This is a genomic window from Pseudomonas sp. A6, assembly GCF_052367875.1.
GTDB lineage: Bacteria > Pseudomonadota > Gammaproteobacteria > Pseudomonadales > Pseudomonadaceae > Pseudomonas > Pseudomonas citronellolis.
In genome coordinates this window covers 2,696,551-2,710,357 of the sequence record NZ_CP198970.1, presented here as the reverse complement: position 1 = coordinate 2,710,357, position 13,807 = coordinate 2,696,551, and the positions used below count along the sequence as shown (strand labels likewise).

General features: G+C 58.5%; 12 protein-coding genes and 7 pseudogenes. 9 read left to right on the top strand and 10 right to left on the bottom strand.

Translation table 11 applies throughout. The features are described 5' to 3' along the window. Positions 1-336: 336 nt before the first annotated feature. Complete coding sequence (locus tag ACTWJ5_RS12275) at positions 337-543, bottom strand: helix-turn-helix transcriptional regulator (RefSeq protein WP_031285706.1); 207 nt, start codon at positions 541-543, stop codon at positions 337-339. 66 nt (positions 544-609) lie between these two features. After that, complete coding sequence (locus tag ACTWJ5_RS12270; RefSeq protein WP_444438763.1) at positions 610-1,980, bottom strand: hypothetical protein; 1,371 nt, start codon at positions 1,978-1,980, stop codon at positions 610-612. Positions 1,981-2,171: 191 nt separating this feature from the next. Between ACTWJ5_RS12270 and ACTWJ5_RS12265 the strand changes: the two genes are divergently transcribed. Beyond that, positions 2,172-2,849, top strand: coding sequence for a hypothetical protein (locus tag ACTWJ5_RS12265; protein ID WP_444438761.1), 678 nt, complete (start codon positions 2,172-2,174; stop codon positions 2,847-2,849). 456 nt (positions 2,850-3,305) lie between these two features. On the opposite strand, the pseudogene ACTWJ5_RS12260 reads toward ACTWJ5_RS12265, so the two are convergent. From ACTWJ5_RS12260 to ACTWJ5_RS12250, 3 genes and pseudogenes are all read right to left on the bottom strand, one after another. Next, a pseudogene (locus ACTWJ5_RS12260) lies at positions 3,306-3,681 on the bottom strand (IS5/IS1182 family transposase); the annotation flags it as partial. A 12-nt stretch (positions 3,682-3,693) separates the two neighbouring features. After that, positions 3,694-3,879, bottom strand: a pseudogene (locus ACTWJ5_RS12255) (transposase); the annotation flags it as partial. A 464-nt stretch (positions 3,880-4,343) separates the two neighbouring features. Next, entirely contained in the window at positions 4,344-4,613 is a 270-nt protein-coding gene (locus tag ACTWJ5_RS12250) for a hypothetical protein (protein WP_444438759.1), read from the bottom strand. Positions 4,614-4,898: 285 nt separating this feature from the next. On the opposite strand from ACTWJ5_RS12250, the pseudogene ACTWJ5_RS12245 reads away from it, so the two are divergent. After that, a pseudogene (locus ACTWJ5_RS12245) lies at positions 4,899-5,112 on the top strand (tyrosine-type recombinase/integrase); the annotation flags it as partial. Positions 5,113-5,126: 14 nt separating this feature from the next. Here the strand turns inward: ACTWJ5_RS12245 and ACTWJ5_RS12240 are convergent. Beyond that, positions 5,127-5,327, bottom strand: a pseudogene (locus ACTWJ5_RS12240) (transposase domain-containing protein); the annotation flags it as partial. A gap of 176 nt (positions 5,328-5,503) precedes the next feature. On the opposite strand from ACTWJ5_RS12240, the gene ACTWJ5_RS12235 reads away from it, so the two are divergent. The 3 genes from ACTWJ5_RS12235 to ACTWJ5_RS12225 all read left to right on the top strand — a co-directional run bounded on the left by ACTWJ5_RS12235 (position 5,504) and on the right by ACTWJ5_RS12225 (position 8,697). Continuing rightward, positions 5,504-6,754, top strand: coding sequence for a tyrosine-type recombinase/integrase (locus tag ACTWJ5_RS12235; protein WP_444438757.1), 1,251 nt, complete (start codon positions 5,504-5,506; stop codon positions 6,752-6,754). Next, positions 6,751-7,695, top strand: coding sequence for a tyrosine-type recombinase/integrase (locus ACTWJ5_RS12230; RefSeq protein WP_444438755.1), 945 nt, complete (start codon positions 6,751-6,753; stop codon positions 7,693-7,695). The genes ACTWJ5_RS12235 and ACTWJ5_RS12230 overlap by 4 nt, the downstream gene beginning before the upstream one ends. Positions 7,696-7,866: 171 nt before the next feature. Further along, positions 7,867-8,697 (top strand): tyrosine-type recombinase/integrase, encoded by an 831-nt coding sequence (locus ACTWJ5_RS12225; protein WP_444438753.1) that lies wholly within the window; start codon positions 7,867-7,869, stop codon positions 8,695-8,697. A gap of 25 nt (positions 8,698-8,722) precedes the next feature. Here the strand turns inward: ACTWJ5_RS12225 and tnpC are convergent. The 3 genes and pseudogenes from tnpC to tnpA all read right to left on the bottom strand — a co-directional run. Next, positions 8,723-10,096: pseudogene (tnpC, locus tag ACTWJ5_RS12220) on the bottom strand (IS66 family transposase); the annotation flags it as partial. A gap of 63 nt (positions 10,097-10,159) precedes the next feature. Beyond that, positions 10,160-10,495: an IS66 family insertion sequence element accessory protein TnpB gene (tnpB, locus tag ACTWJ5_RS12215; RefSeq protein ID WP_042158353.1), complete on the bottom strand. Its 336-nt coding sequence runs from the start codon at positions 10,493-10,495 to the stop codon at positions 10,160-10,162. Continuing rightward, entirely contained in the window at positions 10,492-10,827 is a 336-nt protein-coding gene (tnpA, locus tag ACTWJ5_RS12210; RefSeq protein ID WP_444438752.1) for an IS66-like element accessory protein TnpA, read from the bottom strand. The genes tnpB and tnpA overlap by 4 nt, the downstream gene beginning before the upstream one ends. A gap of 199 nt (positions 10,828-11,026) precedes the next feature. On the opposite strand from tnpA, the pseudogene ACTWJ5_RS12205 reads away from it, so the two are divergent. Beyond that, a pseudogene (locus ACTWJ5_RS12205) lies at positions 11,027-11,364 on the top strand (hypothetical protein). A 15-nt stretch (positions 11,365-11,379) separates the two neighbouring features. Further along, positions 11,380-11,641: pseudogene (locus ACTWJ5_RS12200) on the top strand (hypothetical protein). Between the two features lie 346 nt (positions 11,642-11,987). Here ACTWJ5_RS12200 and ACTWJ5_RS12195 read toward each other — a convergent pair. After that, a complete protein-coding gene (locus ACTWJ5_RS12195; protein ID WP_444438750.1) occupies positions 11,988-12,407 on the bottom strand; it encodes a transcriptional regulator in 420 nt (139 codons plus the stop codon). Positions 12,408-12,637: 230 nt separating this feature from the next. Here ACTWJ5_RS12195 and ACTWJ5_RS12190 point away from each other — a divergent pair, with 230 nt between their 5' ends. Next, a complete protein-coding gene (locus tag ACTWJ5_RS12190) occupies positions 12,638-13,195 on the top strand; it encodes a type 1 glutamine amidotransferase domain-containing protein (RefSeq protein WP_444438748.1) in 558 nt (185 codons plus the stop codon). A 30-nt stretch (positions 13,196-13,225) separates the two neighbouring features. Continuing rightward, positions 13,226-13,531, top strand: coding sequence for a hypothetical protein (locus tag ACTWJ5_RS12185; RefSeq protein WP_444438746.1), 306 nt, complete (start codon positions 13,226-13,228; stop codon positions 13,529-13,531). Positions 13,532-13,807: the final 276 nt, after the last annotated feature.

The window sequence follows — 13,807 nt, the reverse complement described above, 5'->3', positions numbered from 1 at the left end:
TTTTTAAACCGGAGAGGTGGATAGCTAGGTTCCGGGTGGTAGCTAGCCATGACTGGAGAGAGGTGGGTGGATTAGAGATAGATTATTGGAGATGGAGTAGGTGTATGGATTAGATAGATGGTTAGAGATAGTTAGTAGCTATATCAATAAACCACACTGCCCTGCTCGCCAAACAACAAGCGCCATCGAGCATCCAGACGAAGAACACCAAGCGTAGCCGGGGAAAATCACAGAGCAGGCAACTGGGAGTTATCTGAGAAAGAGCACTAACCTAAGCAGACGGCAGAGCTACCCGATGACCAGGGAGTCCCTGGTCATCGGGTAGCTCTATCGCCATTAATGCTTACCTGCAACCTGGACTTTCTCATCGCGCTCAGCGATCCGCTCAAGGATCCATTCGTGCACTTCGCTCTCCAACCAACGAACGCAACGTTCCCCCACAGATAAGGGAAGCGGGAACGTGCCGAGAGCGATGTACTTATAGATAGTCGAGCGAGCAAGACTGGTGAGGTCCATGACCTCTTTCAAACTGATGATCCTCATGGACATGGATGTTGCTCCTGTATTGGTCCAGAGGATGGGTAGAGGTTGTATAAAATAACTCTAGATCTAGCCCTCCATAGTCGAAGCCAGTAAGCCAGCCGACCTGCGGATGTCTATAGGAATATCCGACTCACGCTCAAACTCCGCCAAATACACATCTCCATTCTCGACCGCTGTAAACCAATAACATCCCTGACCTGTTTCAGCAGAAAGCTTAACCAATACAGCCAGGTATCGATAACCAACATTCAGATCTGCAGGAGTAATTAAAAATCGCTGCCCAGCAAGGTCAACCACATTCAAATCTGAGAATCGCCTTCTGCAATCCATAGAAAACTCAATCACCACTCGGATAAAGAACCTCAGAATCTCCTGCCCATCTAAAGGCTCTTTAGTCTTTGAACTAACCATCGGCTCTCGAAAAAACGATACAAACCTCTTCTCCAAATTCATCAACCGACTGGCCTTATATGCCCCCTTGGTAGTTTCCAACATACCCCAATGCAACGACAAAAAATCTCTCGCACACTTACATAGGAAAAACTCAATCTGCTCCAGAGCATGCTTGGGCAAGCGCAGTATCAAATCAACAACCTCCCAAGGAGCTTTAGATTTTAGAGCAGGATGTTTCCGAACATTATCCACATCCAGCCAAATACCTTGACTAGGCCCAAACTCATCATCGGAGTCCGGCTTTTGATGCAGTAAAACAGAGGTACAGTCCTTTGACGGGGATATTTGCTGGTGATTGAGGTTAAGAATATAAATACTCTTAAGCTTTTCTGAGAAAACCGGACTGGCGATACCAGGCACATGCCTTCTGATGAAGCCAAGTTCGACAAGCCTTCTCAATCGTTGAGGAAGGCTCGGGAACGGCAACCCAACCAGTGCGCACAACTCAGCCCGCCCTAGATCACTAACAACGCCGAACTCATCGGATCGACTCAACAAGACAGCCAGCAGCAGACGGTTCGCCAGACTAAGCTTCCCAGCCCGGCTTAAAGGATCGGTATCTATACCATCCCCAGCATCAGGTTTATTTTTAATACCCAGAAGCGCGCTTTGGCCTGGAAACCTTACCATCTCAGCCTTTATGCTTTCTGCAGAGATGACATACTTAGCCAATTCCAGGTTGCTATTAGTGATAGAGCCTTCTGCTATCTCGTATTTTTTTACGCAGGCCTGATTAATCTCAAAAATCCGCTTCGGCCGCCCTCTGCGGGTAGCATCCTGGTGAGTCGTCAGCAGTGACACCTCTACTAACTCTGCCAGCGCCTTCGAGACATCACGTAAGGGAAGCATCAGTTGCCCAGCTAGGCTTTCAATGGAGACAGGCTCTGGCGTCCTTCCACGGAAATGCAAGGCTAGCGCTAGCAGGAGAAATTTTTCCTCCGGCCCAATGTGACAGAGCTTTCGGGTAAGAAGATCGGCGAACACAGGGATACCTCATATTTTTCATTCGAAAATATACCCTATATAAACGATAAATTCATCACGACTAACGTTACGAGTGACAAAATCCACCATCACGACTAACATCACGAGTGACGTGTAAATATAATCACGACTGACGTCACGAGTGATGATTTTCGGATAAATATAAATTCTTATTACCCCAGGCAGGCGCAATGAAAACCCCCTCCACTCTGAAAAAATGGCTTCTTAGTAACAAAAGCAACTGGGAATGGATGTATGGATACTTAAACCGCAACATGGAACCTAGAGCGACTCGGCACATCAACCTCGCAACCGGCCCTCACAGCGAGCCAAGCTATGAGTGGGTAGAGAATGCAATTAATTATCTTGACAAGTCAGGAGACGTCGCCTTTGCTGGCCGTCTTAAAGGTGCACTTCGACAACACCGGCATATCTCAGCAACCCCCGAAAAAAAACACCACTCCTTCTCCATTCCGAAAAATCTGAACAGACGTTTCCAAGAGATTGCAAAAAATAAAAAAGTCAGCATGAACGAGCTTTTTATAGACGCCCTAGAAGATTTAATAAAAACAACGACCGAATACAACGAAGTCGAGAAAAAATTAAACGAAGCAATAAAGCACGAAAAAGAAAGGACCAACCAAGTCATAAAAACCTCAAAAATAGAGCTCGAAGCAGCCATTGCACACATAAAAACTTTAGCCGAACAACTTTCCAAATGGGAGCTATCCATGGGCTCTCAAAACCCAGAATACGATGGAGACAAGGAAACCTTAGACGCGGCCACAAAGAAAACAACCAAAGCGATAGAAGATGATTTAAAAAAACTAAAAGCAAGGAATAGCCTAATAACGCCGCGAGAAAGCTAAATCACCACCTCACGGACTTGCTAGCTTTACAGACAAGCGTTGAAGTGGACGGCCAACCCACCACACACGACAACCAAACCTCTCATGAACATTAAGTCTTACGAACCCAAGATATTGCCAAACACTCACATGCACCCGGAACACAACCTCAACGCAACTAATTGCTTAAATAGAAACTTATACATTATTGACAGCTATACTCACGAGGCGATCAATCAGTACGCATCTATACCCCAGAGAGAACTACGACAACTCTACAACACTTGCTTGATCACCACCGCCAGAACACTCAACTAAGCTCTAGGGATAGCCTGAGCTAGTCATGAATTTCTGGCCAACTTCAGCGCCTGCCGATTTTAAAAGCGACCAAAAGCAATCCTATCAGCCGCTCATCCTGGTGTTTTTAGCCGCCGCGAGCACTCCGCGACCATCATCATCCGTACTACAGGCGCTCCCTCCTGCGCCAGCCAGTAAACTTCGGTGGGCCATCCACAAATTCGAGTGGGCAATCAGCGTCACCATTTGCGAGGAATTCTTGGCCAATCCTCGGAAGCGCTCCTTGGTAACCGAACTATCGTTTGACCACGCGAACCGCATGCCCAACCTTCGCTCACACCTGAACCTTGGCTTTCTCGATATTGCGCGCTGCTTTGTACAAGACACTGCGCGTGCAATGTGTCTTGGAGGCGCTGCGCCGAACCGTGATCTGCCAGATAACCCTCCGCCAGGCATGTTCTTCCCGCTTCCCGCCCCCGGTATAATCGGCATCAGCGCACACCACGCTTTCCTCGTCGTGCAGCGGTTTCTCTACCCAGGTGATGCCCACGACATTCTCACTGACCGCCTCCATGGCCTTCTTGCCCAGAATCCGTTGCAGTTTGCGAGTCTGCGTGAGGGCATCGGCCAGTTCGGAAGCAGGTATCACCGTTTCACCGGTACTGACCACCGAGAGGCCTCCATCCTGGTGGAGCTTGCGCCAATGGAGCAGTTGACTGGGGTTGATACCGTTGCGCCGGGCCACCATCGAGACGCGTTGACACCACGCCAATTCCGGGTACAGAACCGGGTATGAAGAAAATTAAAAATCAACCAGACCGCCATGGCATAAGACTTAGACAACCTGACTTTCAACCTAACGTCTACCCGCACTGAGGTGGTGGACGCTTCCGACAAGGTTTCCCTGGACGACCTGGTGAAAGCCAGCCGACAAGAGAAGGCGCCTCACGGCGCCTTTTCTGTGTCCCTAGTAGCAGGGCAAGGTCAGCAACATCAAAGGAAGAATGCGCAGCAGTACCATGCACACAGCCAACGAGAAACAAGCTTGGTTCATTGCTAGAACTCCTAAATGAGGTAGCTCTAGTCAATCAATATCGAGGCCTCCAAAAAGGCGCTTTCCTGCAATAAAAGCGACGAAAAAAAGAAAGGTCCGCTTTCGGCTGGACCTTTCTTTATGATGCTCTCGAAGGTTACGCGCGTAGCCCACAGGCAAAGCCCTCAATGCTTGGTGGGACTCTCGGCACGTACGATGTGCTCTGCTGCCAAAACACGCATCCTCGCAATCTCGTGCTTGCCCTGCAGAGTTAGGTATTCTTCGCCATCTTCAAACGACCGATTTCCACTCATAAGTCCACGCTTGGAGAGCAAGGCGAATCGAATCGACTCCTCTAGCGTAAGGCCTACGAAGACCTCATTGCCGAGGGCGTCGGTTGAGAGGGCCCGCAGCTCTTTGAGGTAAGCGCGGTCCGCATCACTGATGTCCAGCATGAAGGCACTCCTTAGCAATTGGAGCCCATATCGTAAACGAGCAGGCGCATCTGAGTGAGGCGCTGTCGCTTGATCCCTTGGACGCATTGTGAAGGGGAACTCTGAGCCCTCTTCCGCTACCACGGGACAGTAGTTCTGCCGCTGCCAGGACTTCCTCGATGGAGGGTGATGCAAGGCCTCTAGCAGGTGAACGACAGCCACAGCCAGTAGCGGACATCTGGAGACCCTCTCCACGTCAGCCCAATGCCCCACGTTTTTCCACGAGAAAGTCAATCAGCGCCCGCAGCCGAGGCAGCGACCACCCGCTGGGCGGACATCGACATCGAGAAGAAGATCTGGACGATACCTGCGGAACGCATGAAGAAACGCCGGCACGCACATCGTCCCGCTCACGGAGCAGGCGCTCGCGCTCTTGGAAGCGATCAAGCCCTACAGTGGGCACAGGGAGTACGTGTTCCCCGCAGACCGGAACCCTCGTACCCACTGCAACAGCCAAACGTAAGCGAACGGGCATCACACCTTGCCGGCGGGTACCCAGTTATGCGGCAGCAGCTCGATCAGGGCGCTGGCCTTCTGCGTCGGCAGGCGCATGAGCACGTCCTTCAGGTAGGCGTACGGATCGTGCCCGTTCAGGCGGGCTGACTGGATCAGCGTCATCAAAGCTGCGCCACGTTGGCCACTGCGCAGTGAGCCGGCAAACAGCCAGTTGGAGCGCTTATGCCAAGCTTGGCATAAGCGCTCTTATGTCCAGTTAGCGATTATGACCAGTTTTCCCGCCGCAGCCCGGCACCGACTGGTAGGACGCAGGCCCGTTTCTTTCTGGCCGATTTTCACTCTCCATAATCAGCGGCAGTCTCCTGAGGTTCCGTACCTCACTCCAGGAGACGACCATGTCCATCGACGCATGTCTGGCGCATCTCGCACGCCGTGACTGGCTGACGCAGGGGCCTCTGGGCAAGTTCGCCGCATCGTATGTCGAAGCGCTGCAGATCCATCACTACCAAGGGAGCACCATCCGGGCTTACCTGCGCTGCCTGGCGCACTTCAGCTATTGGATGAAGGGCGAGAGGCTCACCCCAGAAAGCATCGACCGTGAGCTCATCGAGCACTTCATCCGGCAGCATCTACCACGCTGCACCTGTCCTCCACCACGTCGCTCCGTAGTCGGGGAGATGCGGGCTGCCCTGCATCATTTGCTGCCCCTACTTCCGATGGCAGGCGGGGCGCCGGCAGAGATGGATCCCGTTAAGGCCGAACTCGACCGCTTCGGCGATTATCTGCGCCACACCTGCGGTCTGGCGCTGCCGACCTGCAGCTACCGAGTCCGGCATGTGGCGGCCTTCCTGACCGGCCGTTTCGGGCGAGGCGCTCCTGAGATCGGATTGTTGGCCGCGGCCGACATTGACGACTTCCTGAACGACCTCGCCGCCCGCTGGCGGCCTGCCTCGCGCAAGGTCATCTGCACGAGCTTGCGCAGCTATTTGCGCTTCCGCGCCATGCTGGGCGATGACACCCGGAGGCTCGCTGCGACACTGCCGCCGATCGCGAACTGGCCGCGTCGGCACCCGCCGAAGGTGCTCTCGGACATTCAGCTCGAGCACTTCTTGCACGCGTTCGATCTCGGTGATCCGGTCGGCCTGCGCGACTATGCTATCGCCCGCTGCCTGCTCGATCTCGGACTGCGGGGCGATGAAGCCGCCCAGTTGACGCTGGAGTCTATCGATTGGCGTCACGGAATGGTGACGCTCCACCGCACCAAGAGCCAGCGCACGCAGCTGCTGCCGTTGCCGGCACAGACCGGCGAGGCGCTCGCCCGTTACCTTCGAGATGGACGACCGCTAACCGAAAACCGCGCAGTGTTCGTGCGCCACCGAGCGCCCTTTGGTGTCCCCCTCAGTGTGGCGGCCATCCGCAATGCGATGAACCGTGCATTCGTCCGCGGTGGTCTGAGGGATCGGTTCTGCAACACCCATGTACTGCGGCGCTCGATGGCCACCCGGCTGCAGAAGAAAGGTGTGTCGATCAAGGAGATCGCCGATGTGCTTCGGCACCGTGATCTCAACACGGCGAGGGTGTATGCACGCGTCGACCTGGAACGCCTGCGGGACGTCGCCCTGCCTTGGCCGGGGAGCAAATCATGAACACCGCCACGACTTGGGCGGTGCGCGTGGAAGCGTACCTGGCCTATCGTCGCAGCTTCGGTTTCGCGCTGACCATCGAGGGAGGTCAGCTCGCATCGTTCGCACACTTTGCCGACCAGCGTGGCGCCGCACACCTCACGCTGGAACTGGCGGCGGACTGGGCACGTGCCTCACTCCATCCCCGTCCGATCAGCTGGGCGCGCCGGATCGAGGTGCTGCGTGGCTTTGCAGCTTTTTGCCTGCGCACCGATCCGGAGACGGTCGTGCCCCCGCGGCATCTTTTCGGACCGGCCCACCGGCGCCTCGTGCCGCACATCTACACCGATGAGGAACTGCGAACCCTCTTGGCAGCGACCGATCGCCTAGGAGAGCCGGAAAGCTTGCACCCGGCCACCTGCCGCACTGTTTTTGGCATGCTGGCGGCCACCGGACTGCGTATCTCCGAAGCTCTCGCGCTGACCCGAGCCGATGTGGATCTGGTGGTGGGCGTGCTCAATATCCGGGACACCAAGTGCCACCAGAATCGTTTCGTGCCCCTGCATGCAAGCGTCCCGCGTCACCTACAGGCGTATGCACAGCTGCGGGACCGGCTCGTGCCAGAAGCGTGTTGCGATCGATTCTTCCTGCGCGATGACGGCCGTGCCGTTGATCCGCGCGCCATGCGGAAAGCGCTTCAGGCGCTCTGTGGCGAACTCGGCTGGCAGGTGCGCGGAGACCATGCCCACCACCGGCTTCACGACCTGCGCCACACCTTTATTGTGCGCAGCGCGCTGCGCCTCTACGAGCAGGGCGGGGACGTCGGGTCGAGCCTACCGACGCTGTCGATCTACGTGGGCCATGCCAAGGTGATCGACACCTATTGGTACCTCACCGGCATTCCTGACCTGATGGCCCTAGCCGCCGAGCGCTTTCACCGCTACGTTCAAGGGGTGCCAACATGACCTCGCTTCTTGACGATCCGGCCGAGTTCGCCGCCTTGCTCCAGCGCTTCTTTACCGAACGCCTACTCCAGCAGCGGGCCGTCAGCCCCCGAACCGTAGCCGCGTACCGGGACGCCTTCCGCCTGTTCCTGATGTATGCCGAGGACAAACAGGCCGCCGGCCAAGCTGACCTTGTGCGACTTCGGTGCGGAGCTGATCCTCGGCTTCCTTGCGCATCTCGAAAGGGAGCGTCACAACACCGTGCGTAGCCGAAATGCACGGCTTGCCGCGATACGGGCCTTCGCCCGGTATGTAGCCGTTCAATGCCCACCGGCGCTGCTCCTCGCCCAACAGATCCTGGCCATTCCGATGAAACGCTTCGACAAGCCTCTCCTCGGCTTCCTCGGTCGAGACGAGGTGCGAGAGCTGCTGGCCGCCCCCGACTCCTCTACCTGGTGCGGTCGCCGCGATCGGGTGTTGCTCAAGCTGCTCTACAACACCGGCGCCCGGGTCTCCGAACTGATCGGCATCCGCGTTCGCGATCTCGCGCTCGACGTGACGCCATCGGTGCGCCTGCACGGCAAGGGGCGAAAGCAGCGCACTGTGCCGCTATGGAGGGAAACCGCTGCAGAGATTCGCCACTGGCTCGCAGCCACCAGCCTACAGCCGGACCAACCCCTGCTGCCCAACCGGTGGGGGCGACCGATGACCCGTTCCAATGTCGCCGAGCGGATCACGCGAGCGGTGGGAATGGCGACATCGCAATGTCCGTCCCTGGTGGGACGGCACATCTCTCCGCACACGCTGCGCCACACGACCGCCATGCATCTGCTGCAGGCCGGCGTCGACCTCTCAGTCATCGCCTTGTGGCTTGGTCACGAAAGCCCGGTGACGACGCACGGCTACGTCGAAGCTGATCTCGCCATGAAGGAACACGCCCTGGCCGCGATCGCGCCGCCCGACGTTCGGAGTACGCGCTATCGCCCGACAGACGCGTTGTTGGCGTTCCTTCAGACCCTTTGATTATCCGCAGCTGACAGGGTTAGGCCGCCATACACGGGGCGGCCTCTTGTCGGGTACTCAACATAATCGCCGACCGGACATAAGAGCGCCCTAAGGCCCAGGGATGGATCTGGTTCTCGATCCAGTTGTTGTCGATGGGTAAGTTGCCGTCATCCAGGTAAGGCACCAACGCTGCCCAGCGCTTGAGGCTGTAGTCGAGTGCCTTGGCGATCGCGCTACCTTCCGGCACCTTCTGCCGCTGCCCAAGCATCCAGCCATGCAGGCCATCGATGATCGGCCTGGCTTTGTCCTGGCGCAGTTGCCGTCGATGTTCGGCGAGCAGCTCTCGCCCTTCGCGCTCCACCTCGTACAACTGGCCGATGTACTGGAGGGCTTGCTCGGCTAGTTGGCTCTGGTTGGCGACATGCAGGTCGAAGAACTTGCGGCGGGCGTGGGCCATGCAACCGATTTCGGTGATGCCTTGCTCGAAACTGGCCTTGTAGCCAGCGAAGTCGTCGCAGACCAGCTTGCCTTGCCAGTCGCCCAGGAAGCTGCGCACGTGCTCACCGGCCCGGCTCGGCCTGAAGTCATAGACCACGGCCTTGAGGTCGGCGAAGGGGCTGGGTGCATAGGCCCAGACGTAAGCCCGATGGGTCTTTTTCGTGCCTGGGGCAAGCATCTGCACTGGGGTTTCGTCCGCGAGGATGACGTCCTGCCGAAGCAGGCAGTCGCGCAGGGCATCGACCAGGGGTTGCAGCTGGACACCGCAAGCGCCGACCCATTGCGCCAGCGTGGAGCGCGCGATGGCCAGCCCGGCACGGGCGAAGATCTTTTCCTGGCGGTACAGCGGCAGGTGATCGGCGAACTTGGCCACCATGACCTGAGCCAGTAGCCCGGCAGTCGGGATGCCCTTGTCGATCACCTGCGCAGGCACTGGGGCCTGGATCAATATTTCACACTTGGCGCAGACCCACTTGCCACGGATATGCCGCTCGACGGTGAAGGAGCCTGGGGTGTAGTCGAGCTTCTCGCTGACGTCTTCGCCGATGCGCTTGAGTTGGCAGCCGCAGGCACATTGGGTGCTGTCCGGCTCGTGAAGTATCAGTGTGCGCGGCAGCTCGGCCGGCAGAGGCGCCCGCTTGGGCTGCTGCCGTAGCTCGCGCTTGGCAGGGACCGGGCGTGCCGCTTCAAGCTCTGCCTCGATGGCGGCGATGTCGGCATCGATCATCTCTTCCAGCAGGTTGAGCTGGTCGGCATTGAGCTGCTCGCTACGACGGGCGAAGCGGTGGCGTCGCAGCACGGCGAGTTCGTGGTTCAAGCGCTGGTTGAGCGTTTCCAGATGATCGACGCGCTGACTCAACTGCGCGGCCAGTTGGCACAGTTGCTCAGGCGTCAGATGATCGAAAGCGGCAGAATCCATGGCGCCGAGTGTGAGGATTTCTGGCCCCCTCGGCGATAGGCCATTGGCCTAATTGCACCCCGGCTACAGGAGCCTGATCTCGGCATCAGACCCAAGACGCTGCCAAGGCAGGCCGACCACCAGGGCCTGCAACTGCTCGGGGCTGAGCTCCAACTGCTGTCCCTGCCAATTCCCCGACCAGACGAAGCGCCCCCTATTCAGCCTCCGAGCGGCCAGCCAGATGCCGAAGCCATCGTGCACCAGCACCTTTACCCGGTTGGCGCGCTTGTTGGTGAAGAGGTAGGCACAGTGCGGCTGCGCCGCACCGAACACCTGCACCACCCGGGCCAACGCTGTTTCGGTGCCGGCGCGCATGTCCAGCGGCTCGGTGGCGAGCCAGATGCGCTCGATGCGGATCACCTCAGCAGCTCACGCAGGAAGCGGGCGCAGCCTTCAGGGTCGTTGCCCGGCCACTGCACCGACAGCTTGCCGGCCCGATGGGGGATGGCGATCTGGATGGCCATGTCGGCCGCATTCGGAGTAGCCGGCAGGCTCGGGACGAAAGGAATCGGAATAAAACTTGAAGATGCAGCGGGCAACTGCGCCTGCTGGCGGCGAATCCACTTGTGCACGAGATTGGCGTTGAGGCCATGACTCAAGGCCACACCGGCAACCGAGGCGCCAGGCTGGATACACTCATCGACGACCTGGGCCTTGAAGGATTTTGGATAGGAGCGGCGTTGGCCTGGCACGGGAGATCCTCCACTAGGGGCTTGAAATGGTGCCCACCCAAAACAGGTGGACACCATGCCGCTAGCTGGAAGAACCGGGGAGGTGTGTTAGCCGGACGCTTACAAATTTCGCGCAGCACAGAATGACATCAACACAACATGGGCACTAAATAGATCACCCACAAATAAGCCCCTAGAATCAGGGGCTTATTTGCTACAAATGGCGGAAGCGCAGGAAACCGAACGAGCAAGTGCCAAAGTCATTGCTCACACATTGCGTGGCAACGTCCTGTGGTTCGTCATCAAAGTGCCCCCAAGGAGGAAGGTGTGTCCTCGGATCTCGCACTTGGGCAATCGCTGCGCTACATCCGCTGCGACCTGCTGCAGCGACATGACAACAAGCCCTTGGACGAGTCGATACATCGTTACTACTACACATGCCCGTTGAGTTACCTCGACATGGCGCCAGTGCAATCTTCCGAATGGCGTGAAGGCGTTCGCGCCTACCACGCTAGGCGATGCACATCCCCAACTGCCACCTCGGCGCTGACAGCCTGAGCCAGGGGAACCGACATGGACCCGATCCTGGCGGCACTCCCACCCTCGTTGCTGGCATTCACTGAAGAGCGGTTGTCCAACGACGAGGTGTCCTCCGGCGAGGAGATGTTGGAACACTATCATCGATAGCGGCCTCATCGAGCAACAAGCACGGCAGGCACTGACCTATCGCGACCGGTACCTCAACAACCTCTACTTGGAGGGATTCACGCCGATCTACGAGGGGGCCAAGGCGCTTCGCCTCAACCCCCACACCCAGCAATTCGAGCCGGAATAGTTCGCATCACTCCATCCTTCTCGAGACAGCTACTGCCCTGTGGGTGGTGCCGCTCCCTTTCACCGAAGGCAAGACCATACCTGCCGCAGCGACCACTGTCGCAAGCCCCTCGCCAAGCCTCCTGCAGGACAGGCCCGCGCTGACAGTAACTGGTTGCCGTCTTCACTCAGATAGCATGCCAACGCTCACCTTGCAGCGAGGCCTGACGTTGTCGACGACAATCACGAAGCCATCGGCCTTGGCTTCAACGAGGTAACTGCCCTACACCTTCATATCGAATTTACAGAGGAGCTAAACAGGAACCGAGACCAACCATATCGATCAATGTCTATCGCTGCACCTCGCCTCAGATCATCGGCTTGTCGTCGATTCGGTCCCGCGCGGCACTTGCGGCCAGGGCGTCGAAGGTTTCCGCGCTCAGCGCCTGCTCGTCCTGCTCGTCGAGCAGCCGGCGGAACACCAGGTGTTCCGGGAAGCTGCGGCCGATCAGCGTCAGCAGGCGCACGCCACGCTCGGTCAGCTCAAAGTTGTTGCCGGTGCCGCCATGGTCTCGCGGCCGGTCCTGGATGAAGCCGCCGTCGAACAGCACGCCCTCCAGGTCGCCGGCCACACGCTTGATGTGGTCGATACTGCCGCCCAGCGGCTCGCCCTGGGCCAGGCGTTCCTCGGCCACCTCCTCGCCGTACTCGCGGGCCTTGTAGGGTTCGTCGGCGCATTGCTGGGCGTGTAGCAGCAGTTGTTCTATCAGGTCCCAGTCGTAGCTCATGTCATGTCTCCCGCGCTGTTCGATGGCTTTGCCGGCGGTTCCGCCGGCCCTGCCTGTTGCGACTGCCCAGCCAGCCATGGGTTCGAACGCACCGAGCAGCGGCGCGCTGTTCCGTTGGGCAATTCTTTCGAACTCGCCGCCGCCACGGCTTCCAAATCCTGGTGAGTGCCGCGCCGCGAGGCGTGGCCAGCCACTGCGCCCGCGTGGCGCTTCAGCGAAGGAGCCCGATCATGAGTGCGAACCTGCAAGGCAAGAAAGTCCTGATCATCACCGCCAACGCCGGCATCGAGCGCGACGAACTGCTGCGCCCGCTGCAGGCCCTGAAGGACCAGGGCGCCAGCGTCACCCACGGCAGCGTCAAGGGCGGCGAGGCCCAGACCTGGCTCAAGGACAGCGAGAAGGACCTGAAGGTGGAGTCCAATGCCCGGCTCCAGGGCCTGAGCGCCGCGGACTACGACGCCCTGGTGATACCCGGCGGCACGGTCAATGCCGACACCCTGCGCCAGGATGCCGATGCGCAGCGCCTGGTCCGCGAGTTCGCCGAGGCCGGCAAGACGGTCGCGGCGATCTGCCATGGCCCCTGGCTGCTGATCGATGCCGGCGTGGTCTCCGGCAAGACACTGACCTCCTATTCCAGCGTGCGCACCGACCTGGCCAATGCCGGGGCCGAGTGGGTGGACGCGCAGGTCAAGGTCTGCCCGGCCCAGGGCTGGACGCTGATCACCTCACGCAACCCCAACGACCTGCCGGCCTTCAACGAGGCCATCGGCCAGGCCCTGGCGGCCTGAGGTCCATCCATCCAGACAGAGGGACAATAGATGAGTGCACAGAATCTGGGCCGCTGGGAGCGGCTGTTCTCGGTGGCCCTGGGCCTAGCCGGGATGCGCAACGGTTTTCGTCGCGGCGGCCTGCAGGGCTGGCTGGAAGTGGGCGCCTCGGCGTTGATGGTCAGGCGCGGCCTCAGCGGCCATTGTCGGGTCAAGGCGGCGCTGCTCGGCCACGGGTACGGGCATGCCGAGGCAGCGCCTGGCGTCATCCCTGGGCCGGCTCGCGAAAGCCAGGAAAAGCGCGTGGACAACGCCTTGGAGGAAACCTTTCCGGCCAGCGACCCCATCTCGCCCTGAAGGGGGGCGCAAATGAACGGCGTCCCGGCGCGGTCGAACGGCTGCGCCGGGTGCAATCAGAGTGGGGGAAAAGAAGCTTCATCCCTGAAGCGAGGCATCTGAACAAAGGAACCGAAGTGATTCTAGGCACAAGCCCAGGGCGCTTCCACATTCATTGAAAATACTGTTGAAATCCTTCACAAGCTCCTGATAAGGCGTGCATTTTGCCATGTAATCCGTGTAATTCGCCTGATATCCACTGGCTATCGCGGCGCTGCCATCGGCAACTTTTCTGCT

What these genes read in the sequence shown, in the direction of transcription:
- ACTWJ5_RS12185 (WP_444438746.1), top strand. Translation starts at nt 13,226, where the DNA reads ATGAGTGCACAGAATCTGGGCCGCTGGGAGCGGCTGTTCTCGGTGGCC.
- ACTWJ5_RS12230 (WP_444438755.1), top strand. Translation starts at nt 6,751, where the DNA reads ATGAACACCGCCACGACTTGGGCGGTGCGCGTGGAAGCGTACCTGGCC.
- ACTWJ5_RS12265 (WP_444438761.1), top strand. Translation starts at nt 2,172, where the DNA reads ATGAAAACCCCCTCCACTCTGAAAAAATGGCTTCTTAGTAACAAAAGC.
- ACTWJ5_RS12235 (WP_444438757.1), top strand. Translation starts at nt 5,504, where the DNA reads ATGTCCATCGACGCATGTCTGGCGCATCTCGCACGCCGTGACTGGCTG.
- ACTWJ5_RS12275 (WP_031285706.1), bottom strand. Translation starts at nt 543, where the DNA reads ATGAGGATCATCAGTTTGAAAGAGGTCATGGACCTCACCAGTCTTGCT.
- ACTWJ5_RS12250 (WP_444438759.1), bottom strand. Translation starts at nt 4,613, where the DNA reads ATGCTGGACATCAGTGATGCGGACCGCGCTTACCTCAAAGAGCTGCGG.
- ACTWJ5_RS12190 (WP_444438748.1), top strand. Translation starts at nt 12,638, where the DNA reads ATGAGTGCGAACCTGCAAGGCAAGAAAGTCCTGATCATCACCGCCAAC.
- ACTWJ5_RS12195 (WP_444438750.1), bottom strand. Translation starts at nt 12,407, where the DNA reads ATGAGCTACGACTGGGACCTGATAGAACAACTGCTGCTACACGCCCAG.